We start from the raw sequence: 13481 nt of genomic DNA on the forward strand, positions 1-13481 counted from the left end.
GGAGAACCCCACGATCTATCGTGGCGCAGGTGACCTTCACTCCTTCGCTCTGGCAGACAGTCCCCGGGTTCGACGACCTCACCGACATCACCTATCACCGACACGTCACCGACGACACAGTACGTATCGCGTTCGATCGACCGGACATTCGAAATGCGTTCCGGCCGCACACAGTCGACGAGCTCTACCGCACGCTCGAGCATGCCCGGGTCAGCTCCGACGTTGGAACGGTGTTGCTGACCGGCAACGGCCCCAGCTCCAAGGATGGCGGGTGGGCCTTCTGCTCGGGCGGTGACCAGCGAATCCGTGGCCGCAGCGGTTACCAGTATGCGGGTGGCGAAACCGCGGACACCGTAGACAAGGCGCGCGCAGGCAGGCTTCATATCCTCGAAGTGCAACGACTCATCCGATTCATGCCCAAGGTTGTGATTTGCCTGGTCAACGGCTGGGCCGCGGGCGGCGGTCACAGCCTGCACGTCGTCTGCGATCTGACTCTGGCCAGTCGCGAGCATGCGCGGTTCAAGCAGACCGACGCCGACGTCGGCAGTTTCGACGGCGGCTACGGGAGCGCCTACCTCGCGAAGATGGTGGGACAGAAGTTCGCTCGCGAGATATTCTTCCTCGGCGATACATACACCGCCGAGGAGATGCATCGAATGGGCGCCGTCAACCGCGTCGTCGATCACGACGAACTCGAGAACGTGGCCATCGAATGGGCCGCGAAGATCAACGCCAAGTCGCCGCAGGCTCAACGGATGTTGAAGTATGCATTCAACCTGCAGGACGACGGTCTGGTCGGCCAGCAGTTGTTCGCGGGCGAGGCAACTCGTCTGGCCTACATGACCGACGAAGCAGTCGAAGGCCGTGACTCGTTCCTGGAGAAGCGCGACCCTGACTGGTCCCCGTTTCCCAGATACTTCTGAGGGACATGTCCGTTTCCCGCACGCCACGCACGCGTCGCGGTCGCGCGCCCGACAGTGCCGCGGCGGCGATCGCTCTGTGGTTCGTGCAGCCGCACGACTACGAGTGGATGAAGGAGTTCCAGAACTCCCACCCGTCGGGAAAAATCATCGGGATCATCGTGGCTTTGTCGGTGATCAATATCAGCGGCATGTCGCTGGTGTCGTTGTTCGCGGACGGTGGCCCGACCGGACCAGCTGCGACGGCACTGACGCTGACACTGTGCACCGTCAACCTCGTCATCGCGGTGCTGTGGCTCGTCCGACCCTTTCCCGGACGCCTCGGCGTCGTTGCCTTCGCCATCTACGCCGACCTCGGCGTCGCGGCCACACTGTCGGTGTTCGATCTGCAGTACGCACTGATCGGCTGTGTCCTGTTCGCAGTGATCGGCGCGTTCGTCACGTTCTTCCTGAGCCCTCGGTGGGTGGTGGCGCACCTCGTGTTCACCTCCGCCGTCGCGCTGACGTTCACCGCGGCTCTCTACCTCCGAGGCGAGATGGAGACGCTTACCCTTTTCGTCCAGGCGGATGTGGTCCTGATCGCCATCATGAGTGTTCCGGTCACCACGCATATCTTCCTTACGACGCTGTCCGCCGACGCCCGCAGTTCCGTTCTCGATCCACTGACAGGACTGCTCAATCGCCGGGGTCTCGACGCCGCGCTCGAAGACCTGTGGGCGCAGGGGCAACGAGAGGGTCAGTGCGCAGCCGTCGTGGTGGTCGACATCGACAACTTCAAGTCCGTCAACGATATCTACGGGCATGATGCGGGCGACGCCGTCATCTGTCGCGTCGCTGAGCGGCTGACCGCGCACGTCGCACGATTCGGCGTTCTCGGACGCACCGGCGGCGAAGAATATCTGGCCGCCGTCGTCACCTCCAGACTGCACATCGACGCGTTGATCCACGGCATCCGACGAGCACTGCACGGAGAAGACGACATCATCCCGGTGACGGTAAGCGTCGGGGCAGCGATTCTCTACGCCGAGTCGAGTCTGTGGACAACCAGTACCGACACGGTGCGCGTCGCATCTCGGGTGGCGGATTCCATGATGTACGAGGCGAAAGCCGCAGGAGGGAATCGCGTCGTCACGACGCTGATCTAGAACAGTCGTTAGATCGAGACGTTTTTCGGCAATACCCATTCGATGAACAACAACCGAACGAGCACAGACCGTCAGACCCCGTCGCCCGAGCACCGTCGACCTCCGGCCATGTCGGACGAATCGATTTCCGCCGTCGGCAAAGTCTCGGAAGCGTTGGAAACCATCGAACGCGCCCGCGGCCACCTCTACTCGTTTCACCAGTTGATCGGCCACGCAGATCTGCAGCTCGGGGAGGCCGTAGATGCGTTGCGAGACGCCGGCCATGCCGAGCAGGCCGACCGTTTGTCCACGGAGATGATCGGACGCAACGCCATCGACGGTCGCTGGTCCTTTCAGATCGTCGAGGAGTTCGACGACCTGTATTGGTCGGCATTCCGCAGCCACGAGAAACAGGTCCGCGAAGAACTACAGGATGGAAAGCGTCACGTCTTCGAAGCCGAGATGAAGGAGTCACGGCGTACCCACGGCAAGCCCGGGCACGAGGCGACACCCTGACCCACGAAACGTGTGGTATCGATGAGCTGTGGAGATACTGAGCGGCCGAACGATTCTGCGTCCCGTCGACTACGAACGCACTCTCGCTTTCTATCGAGACGGTCTCGGGCTCGCCGTCTATCGCGAATACGGTGCGGGAACGGTCTTCTTCGCCGGCCAAGCCCTTCTCGAGATAGCCGCACACGGAGGATCGGAGTCACCGCAGCGGTTCGACGGCGCTCTGTGGTTGCAGGTCCGCGACATCGAATCGGCCTCGACGGAACTCCGAAGCCGCGGTATCGCGATCGAACGCGAAGCGAGACAGGAATCCTGGGGGCTGATCGAGTTGTGGCTTCGAGACCCGGACGGCGTGCCGATCGTCTTGGTCGAGATTCCCTCCGACCATCCACTGCGGTGCGACGTGCGCGGCTAGCCGTCTCCGCTCACGAGCCTTCGGACAGCCGAGGCCGATTGCGGTCGTGACCACAGAAATCCCTGCGCAAGAGTGCAGCCGAGTTCGATCGCGATCTCGGCTTGCTTGCGGGTCTCGATGCCCTCCATGATCATCACCAACCCGAGATCGCGTGCGACCGAGGACAGTGCGCGCACCAGAGCCCGACCACGGTCGGTATCGATGTACTTGGTCAGCTGGGCGTCGATCTTGATGCCATCAGGCTCGAGGATGACCAGACGCTCGAGCGAGGACCAACCGGAACCGAAATCGTCGAGCAGCACCTGAAATCCAAGGGCGTGCACGTCGTCGATGTGTCTGCGGATGAGGGGCCCGTCGCTGACCGATGACGTCTCGGTCAGTTCGAGAAAGATCATGTGCGGCGACACCGTGGACTGCGCGACGGCGCTCTGCAGCTGCGCGACGGCGTCGGGATGCGCGAGGTGTCTGCCGGACATGTTGACGCTGAGCCGCAGGTCCGGCTGATGCTCGTGCCACACCTGCGCCTCCTTCACCGCGAGTCGGAGGACTTCGAGATCGATGTCGATGATCAGCTCGCTCGACTCGGCGAACGGAACGAAGTCGACGGGTGAGACGAGCCCTCTCGTCGGATGGTGCCACCGCGCAAGAGCTTCGAATCCAACAGCGAAGCCGGTACGCAGATCCACTACCGACTGGAACCACGGCACGATCTGCCCCGAATCCAATGCACCGGCCAAGTCGTGATCGTTGTCCAGTTTGGCCGCTGTCGAGCCAACCCGTCGATGCAGGTCGAGTTGTTCTTCGAGAACCGACCCGTACTGTTCGAGCTCTTGCAGTTGCCCCTCGCTCAACTCGCGCGGCATCCGGTCGAGCAGGCACAGCGAACCGATCACCAGTCCTTCACGACCTCTCAGCGGAACCGATGCGTAGGCCGCAATCCCGTTCTGGTCGAGGATGTTGCGCTGCCGGACGGTGGCGTCGATTCGGTTGCGGGTGACGACCGCAGGTTTCTCGGACCGCACGACGTCGTCGCACAACGTCGTGGAACGTTCGACCGCAGACACGGGCGGCCCGCCGATGTTCACGAGCGTGTATTGGGTTGTCTCATCGAGGATGTTGAGCTGTGCGATGGCGAACCCGACGCTTCGCGCGGCGAGTTCTACCGTGGACCGCAGCGCAGGGGTAGTCGCTTCGAGATCGAGATAGCGGCGGGCCGAGTCGGTCTGTCTGCGCGTCTGTGATCGACGGTTCGGCAAGGTCGGATCATCTTCCACCTGCGTCTCCAATCGAGGCTCCGCGGGCCAACCCCGAGCGTGGCGCGGCCGAAGGTCAGCTTAGCCGCGGACTGCATCCGCGCGAGCGCCGTGTCAGACGGACGGAAGCCGGGTGTGCAACAACCGGTGCCGGAGCAGGGCCGCCGCGAGTCGCGATCCATCGGGCGAGACAACCGCATCGGTGCCTCCCGTCCCCTGCCCGGCGTGAGACCCCCCTGCCCCGTACGACAGAGCGCCCAGCGCGGTCAGATCGGCCAGCACACCGTCGCCGAGTGGTTGTTCGGCATCTGCAGCGTGCGTTCCACCGACGTGCGACCACCCTTCGGCGGTGAGCAGTTCGGTGAGCAGTGCACTCACGCCCTCCGGGCGTCGCCCGCGGGCGACCTCTGCGAGCACGACTTCCGCAGCAATCGTTTCGGGGTGGTACACGGTGCCGATGGTCCGGCTCACGAGTATTCGCCACATCCGGTCCGCACTCATTCCGCGGGCGCGGGCGGTCGGGAGCAGTCGTCCATGGTGTTTACGGACCAACCCGAGCCGCAGCAACAACCGTCGAATGCGCAGTACCGGTTCGGTGTCGAGTTCTTCGCCAGCGGGAAACGGCCATTCCCGCGGCGTCCACAGAGTGCCGACAGCGCGTTCGACGACGGCTCCCGGCAGGTAGCCCCTCTCGTCGAGCGTGATTCCATCGCCGACGATGCCGAGCAGACCTTCGAGCCTGCGGACACACGAGTACGCAGGTTCGACGGCATCGTGCAGCGGTACGGACAGGTCGCGGTACAGCTCGGCTCTCGGTGGGCTGTACCGCGTCCACAGTGCGATCCGGTGATCGAGTAGTTGCTCGAGCAGCACTCCGCCCGCACGCTCCGATCGCAGTACCGAATCGGTCAGCTGCCTCCGCTTGGCCACCCGAGCTGCGGGGCGTGGCGGCCGGCCTCCCTCCCGAGTCGGCGCGAACTCCCCTGCTACAGAAGCTACTTCGAGGGTTTCGCTGACCAGATCGGCGACCGAGCGTTCGACGCCTGCGCGGTCGTCCATCCAGGTGATCAGCTCTGTGTCCTCGGGGCCGATGCCGGACTCTTCGACGGCGTCGAGATAGCGCTGCTGCCTCGTTGCTCCGTCCTCGGCGGCGCCGGTGTCGTCACCGAGGAGAATTGCCCGCGTCGTGGCGCTGCGCGCGATGTCCGCATATCTGGCGTGTCCGAGCCGGTCTAGCAGATCGGCCACCGCCTGCGCAATGTCCCACGCGCGTGCCGAGTCGTCTGTGACGTCCGCGAGCCGGGACCACAGAAATGTCTGGACCGAATTCTGCGTCGGTCCACTCCGCGGCGAGATGCTCCGCAGGTCGTCCCACCCGATCTGTGCGTCCGCAGCCGACGCCGGATCAACCGAGTCGAGGTACGACAAGGCAGCCGCGACCGCGTCATCGAATTCCACGCCTTCACTGTTCCACAGCAAGCGCTACGAGCCCGTCAGCATCCATGTGACGCACACCTCGAAGAATTCGGGCATTTAACGCAAAAAGGTGAATCAGAGGTGAACTCACCGTGTCGCAAAGGAATCGAAAGAGAACACTTCGCGCGAAATTGTCACTTCGCCCCCGTGAACGCTCACACTTTTGCTGTGAGCGCAGAATTTCTCGTCCTTCTGGTAGTTGTCGTAACGGCATTGGCCTTCGACTTCACCAACGGTTTCCACGACACCGCCAACGCCATGGCAACGTCGATTGCAACAGGCGCACTCAAGCCCAAAGTTGCTGTCACCTTGTCCGCTGTACTGAACCTCGTCGGCGCCTTCCTTTCGGTGGAGGTGGCTGCCACTGTCGCCAAGGGCATCGTCAACCTCGGCGACACCGGCGGTCAGGCCCTGCTGACAATCATCTTCGCCGGCCTTGTCGGAGGCATTCTGTGGAACCTCGCGACATGGCTCCTCGGAATCCCCTCCAGCTCGTCGCATGCGCTGTTCGGTGGCCTGATCGGCGCCACCATCGCGGGACTCGGCACCTCCGGTGTCGTCTGGGACGGCGTCTGGAGCAAAATCGTTCTCCCCGCAGTCCTCGCGCCCGTCGTTGCAGGCCTCGTTGCGACGGTCGGCACCTGGGGGATCTACCGCATCACCGACGCGGTTCCCGAGAAGTCGAAAGAACGGGGGTTCCGCTGGGGTCAGATCGGTTCCGCCTCCCTGGTCTCCCTCGCTCACGGCACCAACGATGCGCAGAAGACGATGGGCGTCATCTTCCTCGCGCTCGTCGCCTACGGAACGGTTACTCCGGACGCTGAGATGCCACTCTGGGTGAAGGTCACCTGCGCTCTCGCGATCGCCCTGGGCACCTATCTCGGGGGCTGGCGCGTCATCCGCACCCTCGGCAAGGGGCTCGTCGAAATCGCGTCTCCGCAGGGTATGGCCGCTGAATCCTCGTCGGCCGCCATAATCTTGACCTCGAGCCACCTAGGACTTCCTCTGTCGACCACACAGGTGGCGACCGGTTCCATCCTCGGGTCGGGCCTCGGCAAGCCCGGCGCACAGGTGCGCTGGAACGTCGCGGGCCGCATGGCCGTCGCTTGGGTCATCACACTGCCCCTCGCAGGCATCGTCGGTGCCGTCTGCTGGTACCTCGCCGACATCGTCGGTGGCCTGCCCGGAGTCCTCGTCGTGTTCGCCATCCTCGTCGGGTTGGCCACCTTCATGTATCTCCGGTCGCGTCGTCAACCGATCGACCCGAACAACGTCAACGACGAGTGGGACGGCGGCCTGGTTCCGGCCGACGAGAAGTCCCCGACAACAGTTTAGGAAGTACTCCTCATGGAAACACTCGCGCACACTCTCGACTCGCTGTGGCAGGTCGTTCTCGTCGGGCTTCTCCTCGGTGCCGGTCTTCCGGCCATCTTCGCAGTCGGGCTCAGAGCGCTGTCCGTCGGCGAAGCGTCCAACAATTCGACCGGAACCACCACTGCCGCAACAGCCCGCCCTGCCGTCGCCACCGCTGCTGCAGTTCTATGTTTCGCCGTCGTCGTCGCCGCAATCGTCGCGGGGATCCTCTTCATCATGAAGGACTTCCTCGACAGCACCTTCGGCATCTCCGTCTTCTAGGTTTTCAGAAGGGCTCAGCAATGTCCGATACCACCTTTCCCGCGTCCATCCTCGAATGGCTGCGGGCCGGTTACCCCGAGGGCATCCCGCCCAAGGACCGCTTCCCACTCGTCGCGTTGCTACGCAAGGCAGAACTGACCGACGCTCAGGTCAAGGAGGTCGTCCTGAGCTTGGTGTCACCGATCGGTGGCGCGCTCGACGACGGCGCCATTACCACCGAAGAGATCACCCAGTACGTCCGCGAACTTGTCGACCATGACCCGACGAACGAGGACATCGCGCGGGTTTCGGCTCGGCTCGCTGCCGGTGGTTGGCCTCTCGCCGATCCCTTCACGATCTGACGTCGGGGAGGAGTGGAGCCTGCGGGACGCCCCATAGGCTCGGGATGAGGAAGCTGCCTGCCGACACGCGGCGCAGTTGCCGGGCAGAGAAAGGTCGAGAACCTTCCCGGACTCCCGCTGACCGATCGATTCGGATCGAACGCGTCACTGACCAGTACGCTACGTCCGGTGACGAGTGCCTCAGGTGAGTTCGAGCAGGTGCCCCGGTGAAGATGATGGTGAAGCTGACCCCGGTGCGGTTCGTGGCACTGGGCTTCGCCGCTGCCATCGCAGTCGGCTCGGGGTTGTTGATGCTTCCGGCCGCGACCGAGACCGCCAGCGACACCGACGTACTGGGTGCGTTGTTCACGGCGACGTCGGCGATGTGCCTGACCGGTCTGATCGTCGTCGACACACCGACGCATTGGTCAGGGTTGGGGCAAGGGGTCATCCTGGCCCTTATCCAAATCGGCGGGTTCGGAATCATGACCGTGGCGTCTCTGGTCGGTTTGGTGCTCGCCGATCGAATCGGCCTGCGGGGTCGACTCAACGCTGCAGCCGAAGTACGAACCTCGGGGCTCGGCGACGTCCGAAGCGTCGTCATCGGCGTTGTCCGCACCAGCGTCATCATCGAGACGATCGTCGCTGCTGCTCTCGCGGTCCGCTTCGCCGTCGGGTACGGCGAATCACCGACCCGTGCGCTCTGGCTGGGGATCTTCCACTCCGTCTCGGCGTTCAACAACGCCGGATTCGCCCTGTACAGCGACAGCATGATCGGCTTCGCCACCGACCCCTGGATGTGCATTCCGTTGCTGGTCGCTGTCGTATTGGGCGGTCTCGGTTTTCCGGTGCTCTTCGAGATCTTTCGTCATATGCGACGGCGTTCCCAGCGGCGATGGTCGCTGCACACCCGGCTGACGCTGTCGGTCACCGCCGTCCTACTCGTAGTCGGCCCGGTTCTGGTGTTGGCGCTCGAATGGTCTCGCACCCTGACCGAATTCGGCATCGGGAGCAAACTCCTCGTCGCAGCGTTCCAAGGAATCATGCCGCGCACCGCCGGATTCAACAGCGTCGACTACGCCCAGGTCGACAACGCCACCTTGCTGGTCACAGACGTACTGATGTTCATCGGCGGCGGCAGCGGCGGCACCGCCGGCGGTATCAAGGTCACCACGTTCGCGCTACTGCTGTTCGTGATCATCGCCGAAGTCCGGGGCGACCGAACCGTGACGGTATTCGACCGGCAAATCGACGCTCGAGTGCAACGCCAGGCACTGACAGTTGCTCTCGTCGGCGTCGCGCTCGTGATGATCTCGGTGGTGGCTCTTCTGGCGGGAACGGATTTCGACCTCGACGTACTGTTGTTCGAGGTCGTCTCCGCGTTCGCCACCGTGGGGCTGTCCACTGGGATCACCGCCCAACTGCCCGCATGGGGACAGCTGATACTGATCGTCCTCATGTACCTGGGTCGCATCGGCTCGATTACCCTCGTCAGCGCACTCGCCGCACGAGAGCGTGACCGCCGGTACCACCTTCCCATGGAAAGGCCGTTCATTGGCTAGGAAACCGTCCTCCGACGTGGTCGCCGTCCTCGGGCTCGGCCGCTTCGGCAAATCCCTTGCACTCGAGCTGATGGAACAGGGCACCGAGGTCCTCGGCGTCGACACCGACGAGGCCGTCGTCCAACGAGTGTCCGATCGGCTCACCCATGCCGCTGTCGCTGACACCACCGACGAGGAGTCACTGCGGCAACTCTCGGTGCACGAATGCGACCGTGCCGTGGTCGGTATCGGGTCCGACCTCGAAGCGAGTCTGCTCACTGCCTCCGCACTGATAAACCTGGACGTCACCAACATTTGGGCGAAGGCGATCAGCAACGCCCACGCAAAGATCTTGACTCAGATCGGCGTTCATCACGTAGTCCGGCCCGAACACGACATGGGCAAGCGAGTTGCCCATCTCGTGCGTGGCCGGATGATGGATTACATCGAGTTCGACGACGGGTTCGCGATGGTCAAGACCTCGCCGCCGTCGTTCCTCATCGGGGACAATCTCGGCCGGAGCGCAATCCGAACCAAGCACAAAGTCACTGTGGTCGCCATCAAGCGCCCAGGCGAGGGTTTCACCTACGCCACCGCCGACACAGTGATCTCTGCCGGTGACACCATCATCGTTTCCGGCCAAGTACGCGACACCGAACGTTTCAGCGAACTGACCTGAATCGGCCGCTGACGTCGCTGCTTCGATGAGGTCGCGGATCTGTTCACGATCTACTGTCGAGCCTGTGAACATGCTCGAAGAACTGCAGATTCCTACCGGCGCCGCTGCGGCAGCGATCCTGCCGCAGCTGGTCTGCGTTCTGGCCGGGACCTCTCCCGCGGTGTTGCCGGTTCCTGTTGCCGACGAGCGCGAGGCGCAGCGGCTACGCGACGCGTTGGCCCCGGGAAGCGAGATCGAGGCAGCGGCGGCCCTCGTCGTCGCGACGTCCGGCACCACCGGCACACCCAAGGGCGCGATGCTGTCGGCGTCGGCGCTGCGGGCAAGTGGCAACGCGACGCACGATCGCCTCGGCGGTCCTGGGACGTGGCTTCTCGCGTTGCCCGCCCATCACATCGCAGGGATGCAGGTGCTGCTGCGCAGTGTGCTCGCGAACACAGATCCGGTGATACTGGACGTCGGTGCGGGTTTCGATCCTTCGACGCTACCGGCTGCCGTCGCCCGGATGTCCGGTCGTCGCTACACCTCCCTGGTTCCTACGCAGCTGGTCAAGGCTCTCGACGATCCCGCTGCGACCGAGGCGTTGGCGGAGTTCGACGCCGTGCTGCTCGGTGGTGCGGCGACTCCGGTTCCGTTGCGAGAGAGGGCTGTTGCGGCGGGTATCTCGATCGTCCGGACCTACGGCATGAGCGAGACAGCAGGCGGATGCGTCTACGACGGCGTGCCCTTGGACGGCACCCGTCTGCGCCTCGATTCTGGGCACATAGATTCTGGGCACATAGATTCGGGACGCGTCGTGCTGGGCGGGGCGACCGTCGCGCTCGGATACCGCGGCATGCCGGACCATCCAGCGTTCGCCGAGCCCGGTTGGTTTCGCACCGACGATGCAGGTCGGTTGACGGACGGTGTTCTGTCGATCGAGGGCAGGCTCGACGAAGCCATCTCCACCGGCGGTCTCACCGTGGTGCCTCAGGTCGTCGAAGCCGCGCTCGCGACACATCCCGCGGTGCGCGAGTGCGCGGTGGTGGGTCTGGACGACACCAGGCTCGGCCAGCGAGTCGTCGTAGCGATCGTTGCGTCGTCGACCGTGACGCTGGCGGACCTGCGGGAGCACATCGCGCTGACGTTGGATTCCACGGCTGCTCCGCGCGAGCTCTACCTGGTCGATGCGCTTCCGATTCGGGGACCCGGCAAGCTGGATCGCGATCGGCTGCGGGTGGCGTTGGAGACGCTGACTCCTGTTCGGTGAACCTGCAAGTGAGACAGCCGGCGGTCGCCGTGCAAGCATTCGTACATGAGCACATTGGTCTGCTTTCACGCCCATCCCGACGACGAGGTCTTCACTACGGGCGGAGTCATGCGCCTCGCTGCCGACGCAGGCCATCGAGTGGTACTCGTCACCGCCACCGACGGTGCCCACGGCGAGTTTCCCGACGGCATCCTGACAGACGGTGAAACGCTCGCCGAACGACGCCGGTCAGAGCTGGCCGAATCGGCGGACGTTCTCGGGGTGAGCCGAGTAGTGATGCTGCATTACCTCGACTCAGGCATGGCAGGGACCCCGGAGAACGGCAATCCCGACGCCTTCTGCAACGCAGACGTCGAGGATGCGGCCGGCAAGCTGGCTGCGGTGTTGAACGAGGAGAACGCCGACGTTCTGACCATCTACGACCCGAACGGGGGCTACGGGCATCCCGACCACATCGCGGTACACGTCGTCGGCCTCCGCGCGGCCGAGATCGCGGGCACGAAGCACGTCTACGAGACGACCACCAATCGCGATCATATGAGGGCACTCGTCGAGGCGAATCCGAACTGGTCCGAAGAGAACAGTCCCCCCGACATGGAGTCCTTCGGACTACCCGAATCCGAGATCACGACCATCATCGACGTCGGTTCGGTCATGGATGCAAAACGTCGGGCGATGCAGGCGCACGCAACTCAGATCGGCGACTTCGGTCCGTTCCTCGACATGCCCCTCGACATGCTGCAGACGGCGTTCGGCCTGGAGTGGTTCCGGCGCGTCGGTGGTGGGCCCGGGCTCACCGAGACCGAGTTGCCCCTCTAGCCCCCGCAAGCGGCGTGGTCTCCGCGGTCCACGTGCACTGATCGACATCGTAGGTGAGCAGGCGTTACGGCCACCAGATTCGCCTTTCAGTCGGTTATGGGTCGGAAAACAGACCGCGAGACGGTATGGTGAACCCCGAGGAGACGTACGTCGCGGCGGATGCGACGTACTGTCAGGGGATGGGAGGCCACGAGCAGCGATGGTTTCGTCAGTCGGCATGTCCATGGGTACCAGCGGCATACGCGCGGTCCGGACCACCGACGGGCGGTCGTTTGCGGCCGAGTGGTTCCCGTCGGCGGGTCCGATACCCGACGCTGAAGATGTTGCGCACGCGATTCGCGCGATCGTCGATCGGCCCGATGCCCCCCATTCGCTCGGCGTCGCGTTTCCCGATCCCGATTACAGCGCTGCTCTGAAGACCGCGCTGGTCGAGGAATACGTCTCGGAAGTACACATCATCTCGGAGATCGCCGGGACGATCGAGAAGCTTCGATCGGATCCGGAGTTCAAGTACCGCACCGTCGCGCTGTACGACCTGGGAGCGACCGGCCTGGAGATGACCGTCGCCGACATCGACAGCGGGACCGTCTACGCTACGACGCGGTCGTCCGAGCTCAGCGGCTCCTCCATCGACTGGACTGTCCGCGAGCACCTTCTGACTCTCGACATTCTCGCGGTTCCTCGCAATCAAGAGGAAGAAGCCTCCTTGCTCGAGTTCAGCAAGGAGATCAAGGAAGCGCTCACGACGCACGAGGCGACGCAGACCTCCGATGGGCAGTTCCGGCTGATGGACCGTCGTATGTTCGACCTACAGATCATCCGACCGGCCGAGCGATCCGCAATCGCACTTCGCGATCTGGCGGAGATGTCGGAAATTCCACCCGAAGTCGTCGTCGCGATCGGTGGCGGCTCGCGCATTCCGCTCGTCCAGGACGTGCTGCGACGCTACCTGTGTATTCCGGTGATCGTGCCGGACAACCCAGAGCTGCTCGCCGCCGAAGGGGCAGCGCTCTACGCGACGCGGGTGGACGAGGCAAAACCGGCGACACCGACCGCAGCGAGGCGCAGCGCTCGAACGTTGCTGACGCCACTGCTCAGATTCGGACTACCGTCGATTGTCGCCGTCAGTGTGCTGTCGTGGATGTTGTGGCCGGAGGCAAGTGACGACCGTTCCGTAGCCGGGACACCCGTCACCACCATCGCCGAGACGGCGTCGACGACAGGCGTCACGGCGTCCGATCGGTCGGCAGCGATGTCGACGGCACCTACTTCCGCTCCGGTGGTGGCAACGACGACGGTCTCCCCGAGCCCAGATCCCCAAGCGCCGGCTCCATACGTTTCGCGATACAACAGCGATGCGTACGTGGCGCCGCACGCCCCTCCGCCACCACCACCGGTTCCGTTTCAGCTCCCGCAGATCCAGCTACCTCAGATTCAGCTACCAGCACTTCCGCGGTTGCCGTTCCCCTGAGCGGCTCGGCACCTCGAGGCAGGTCGTACCTCGTGCAGACCAACATGCTGCGATAAGCAAAGATCATTC

At 63.9% G+C, this 13481-nt stretch carries 14 protein-coding genes; 12 read left to right on the forward strand and 2 right to left on the reverse strand.

Translation table 11 applies throughout. The annotated features are described in order from the left end of the window. The first annotated feature begins 29 nt into the window (after positions 1 to 29). Genes WDS16_RS16990 through WDS16_RS17005 form a run of 4 tightly spaced genes read left to right on the forward strand, consistent with a single transcriptional unit; the run spans position 30 to position 2972 of the window. Entirely contained in the window at positions 30 to 923 is an 894-nt protein-coding gene (locus WDS16_RS16990; RefSeq protein WP_068376602.1) for a 1,4-dihydroxy-2-naphthoyl-CoA synthase, read from the forward strand. 5 nt (positions 924 to 928) lie between these two features. Then, on the forward strand, positions 929 to 2065 hold the full coding sequence (locus tag WDS16_RS16995) for a GGDEF domain-containing protein (RefSeq protein ID WP_338886386.1): 1137 nt from the start codon (positions 929 to 931) through the stop codon (positions 2063 to 2065). A 42-nt stretch (positions 2066 to 2107) separates the two neighbouring features. Next, positions 2108 to 2560 carry a hypothetical protein gene (locus tag WDS16_RS17000; RefSeq protein ID WP_338886387.1) on the forward strand — a complete coding sequence of 151 codons (453 nt, stop codon included), beginning with the start codon at positions 2108 to 2110 and terminating at the stop codon, positions 2558 to 2560. A 28-nt stretch (positions 2561 to 2588) separates the two neighbouring features. Beyond that, positions 2589 to 2972 carry a VOC family protein gene (locus tag WDS16_RS17005; protein ID WP_338886388.1) on the forward strand — a complete coding sequence of 128 codons (384 nt, stop codon included), beginning with the start codon at positions 2589 to 2591 and terminating at the stop codon, positions 2970 to 2972. Here the strand turns inward: WDS16_RS17005 and WDS16_RS17010 are convergent. Together WDS16_RS17010 and WDS16_RS17015 are read right to left on the reverse strand one after the other, a co-directional pair. Further along, positions 2969 to 4246, reverse strand: coding sequence for a sensor domain-containing phosphodiesterase (locus tag WDS16_RS17010; RefSeq protein WP_338886389.1), 1278 nt, complete (start codon positions 4244 to 4246; stop codon positions 2969 to 2971). The two genes, WDS16_RS17005 and WDS16_RS17010, sit on opposite strands and share 4 nt — an antisense overlap. A 93-nt stretch (positions 4247 to 4339) precedes the next feature. After that, the gene (locus WDS16_RS17015; protein ID WP_338886390.1) at positions 4340 to 5683 is read right to left on the reverse strand and encodes a hypothetical protein; all 1344 of its coding nucleotides are present in this window, start codon (positions 5681 to 5683) and stop codon (positions 4340 to 4342) included. Between the two features lie 186 nt (positions 5684 to 5869). Here WDS16_RS17015 and WDS16_RS17020 point away from each other — a divergent pair, with 186 nt between their 5' ends. The 8 genes from WDS16_RS17020 to WDS16_RS17055 all read left to right on the forward strand — a co-directional run bounded on the left by WDS16_RS17020 (position 5870) and on the right by WDS16_RS17055 (position 13412). Then, positions 5870 to 7036: an inorganic phosphate transporter gene (locus tag WDS16_RS17020; protein ID WP_338886391.1), complete on the forward strand. Its 1167-nt coding sequence runs from the start codon at positions 5870 to 5872 to the stop codon at positions 7034 to 7036. A gap of 12 nt (positions 7037 to 7048) precedes the next feature. Beyond that, positions 7049 to 7336, forward strand: a complete 288-nt coding sequence (locus tag WDS16_RS17025; RefSeq protein WP_338886392.1) for a hypothetical protein — start codon at positions 7049 to 7051, stop codon at positions 7334 to 7336. Between the two features lie 20 nt (positions 7337 to 7356). Then, positions 7357 to 7677, forward strand: coding sequence for a DUF3349 domain-containing protein (locus tag WDS16_RS17030; RefSeq protein WP_338886393.1), 321 nt, complete (start codon positions 7357 to 7359; stop codon positions 7675 to 7677). Positions 7678 to 7889: 212 nt separating this feature from the next. Further along, positions 7890 to 9218, forward strand: coding sequence for a TrkH family potassium uptake protein (locus WDS16_RS17035; protein ID WP_338893500.1), 1329 nt, complete (start codon positions 7890 to 7892; stop codon positions 9216 to 9218). Further along, on the forward strand, positions 9211 to 9876 hold the full coding sequence (locus WDS16_RS17040) for a TrkA family potassium uptake protein (RefSeq protein WP_338886394.1): 666 nt from the start codon (positions 9211 to 9213) through the stop codon (positions 9874 to 9876). Before WDS16_RS17035 ends, WDS16_RS17040 begins: the two co-directional genes overlap by 8 nt. Before the next feature lie 64 nt (positions 9877 to 9940). Next, on the forward strand, positions 9941 to 11122 hold the full coding sequence (gene menE, locus WDS16_RS17045) for an o-succinylbenzoate--CoA ligase (protein WP_338886395.1): 1182 nt from the start codon (positions 9941 to 9943) through the stop codon (positions 11120 to 11122). Positions 11123 to 11167: 45 nt separating this feature from the next. Beyond that, positions 11168 to 11941: a PIG-L family deacetylase gene (locus WDS16_RS17050; RefSeq protein WP_338886396.1), complete on the forward strand. Its 774-nt coding sequence runs from the start codon at positions 11168 to 11170 to the stop codon at positions 11939 to 11941. A 199-nt stretch (positions 11942 to 12140) separates the two neighbouring features. Continuing rightward, positions 12141 to 13412, forward strand: a complete 1272-nt coding sequence (locus WDS16_RS17055; RefSeq protein ID WP_338886397.1) for an Hsp70 family protein — start codon at positions 12141 to 12143, stop codon at positions 13410 to 13412. Positions 13413 to 13481 lie beyond the last annotated feature (69 nt).

The sequence above is a fragment of the Rhodococcus sovatensis genome, assembly GCF_037327425.1.
Lineage (GTDB): Bacteria > Actinomycetota > Actinomycetes > Mycobacteriales > Mycobacteriaceae > Rhodococcoides > Rhodococcoides sovatense.

Bases quoted from the DNA above. Each gene is read 5' to 3' on its own strand.
- WDS16_RS17050 (WP_338886396.1), top strand. From the start codon at position 11,168: ATGAGCACATTGGTCTGCTTTCACGCCCATCCCGACGACGAGGTCTTC.
- WDS16_RS17000 (WP_338886387.1), top strand. From the start codon at position 2,108: ATGAACAACAACCGAACGAGCACAGACCGTCAGACCCCGTCGCCCGAG.
- WDS16_RS17030 (WP_338886393.1), top strand. From the start codon at position 7,357: ATGTCCGATACCACCTTTCCCGCGTCCATCCTCGAATGGCTGCGGGCC.
- WDS16_RS16995 (WP_338886386.1), top strand. From the start codon at position 929: ATGTCCGTTTCCCGCACGCCACGCACGCGTCGCGGTCGCGCGCCCGAC.
- WDS16_RS17035 (WP_338893500.1), top strand. From the start codon at position 7,890: ATGATGGTGAAGCTGACCCCGGTGCGGTTCGTGGCACTGGGCTTCGCC.
- WDS16_RS17025 (WP_338886392.1), top strand. From the start codon at position 7,049: ATGGAAACACTCGCGCACACTCTCGACTCGCTGTGGCAGGTCGTTCTC.
- WDS16_RS17055 (WP_338886397.1), top strand. From the start codon at position 12,141: ATGGTTTCGTCAGTCGGCATGTCCATGGGTACCAGCGGCATACGCGCG.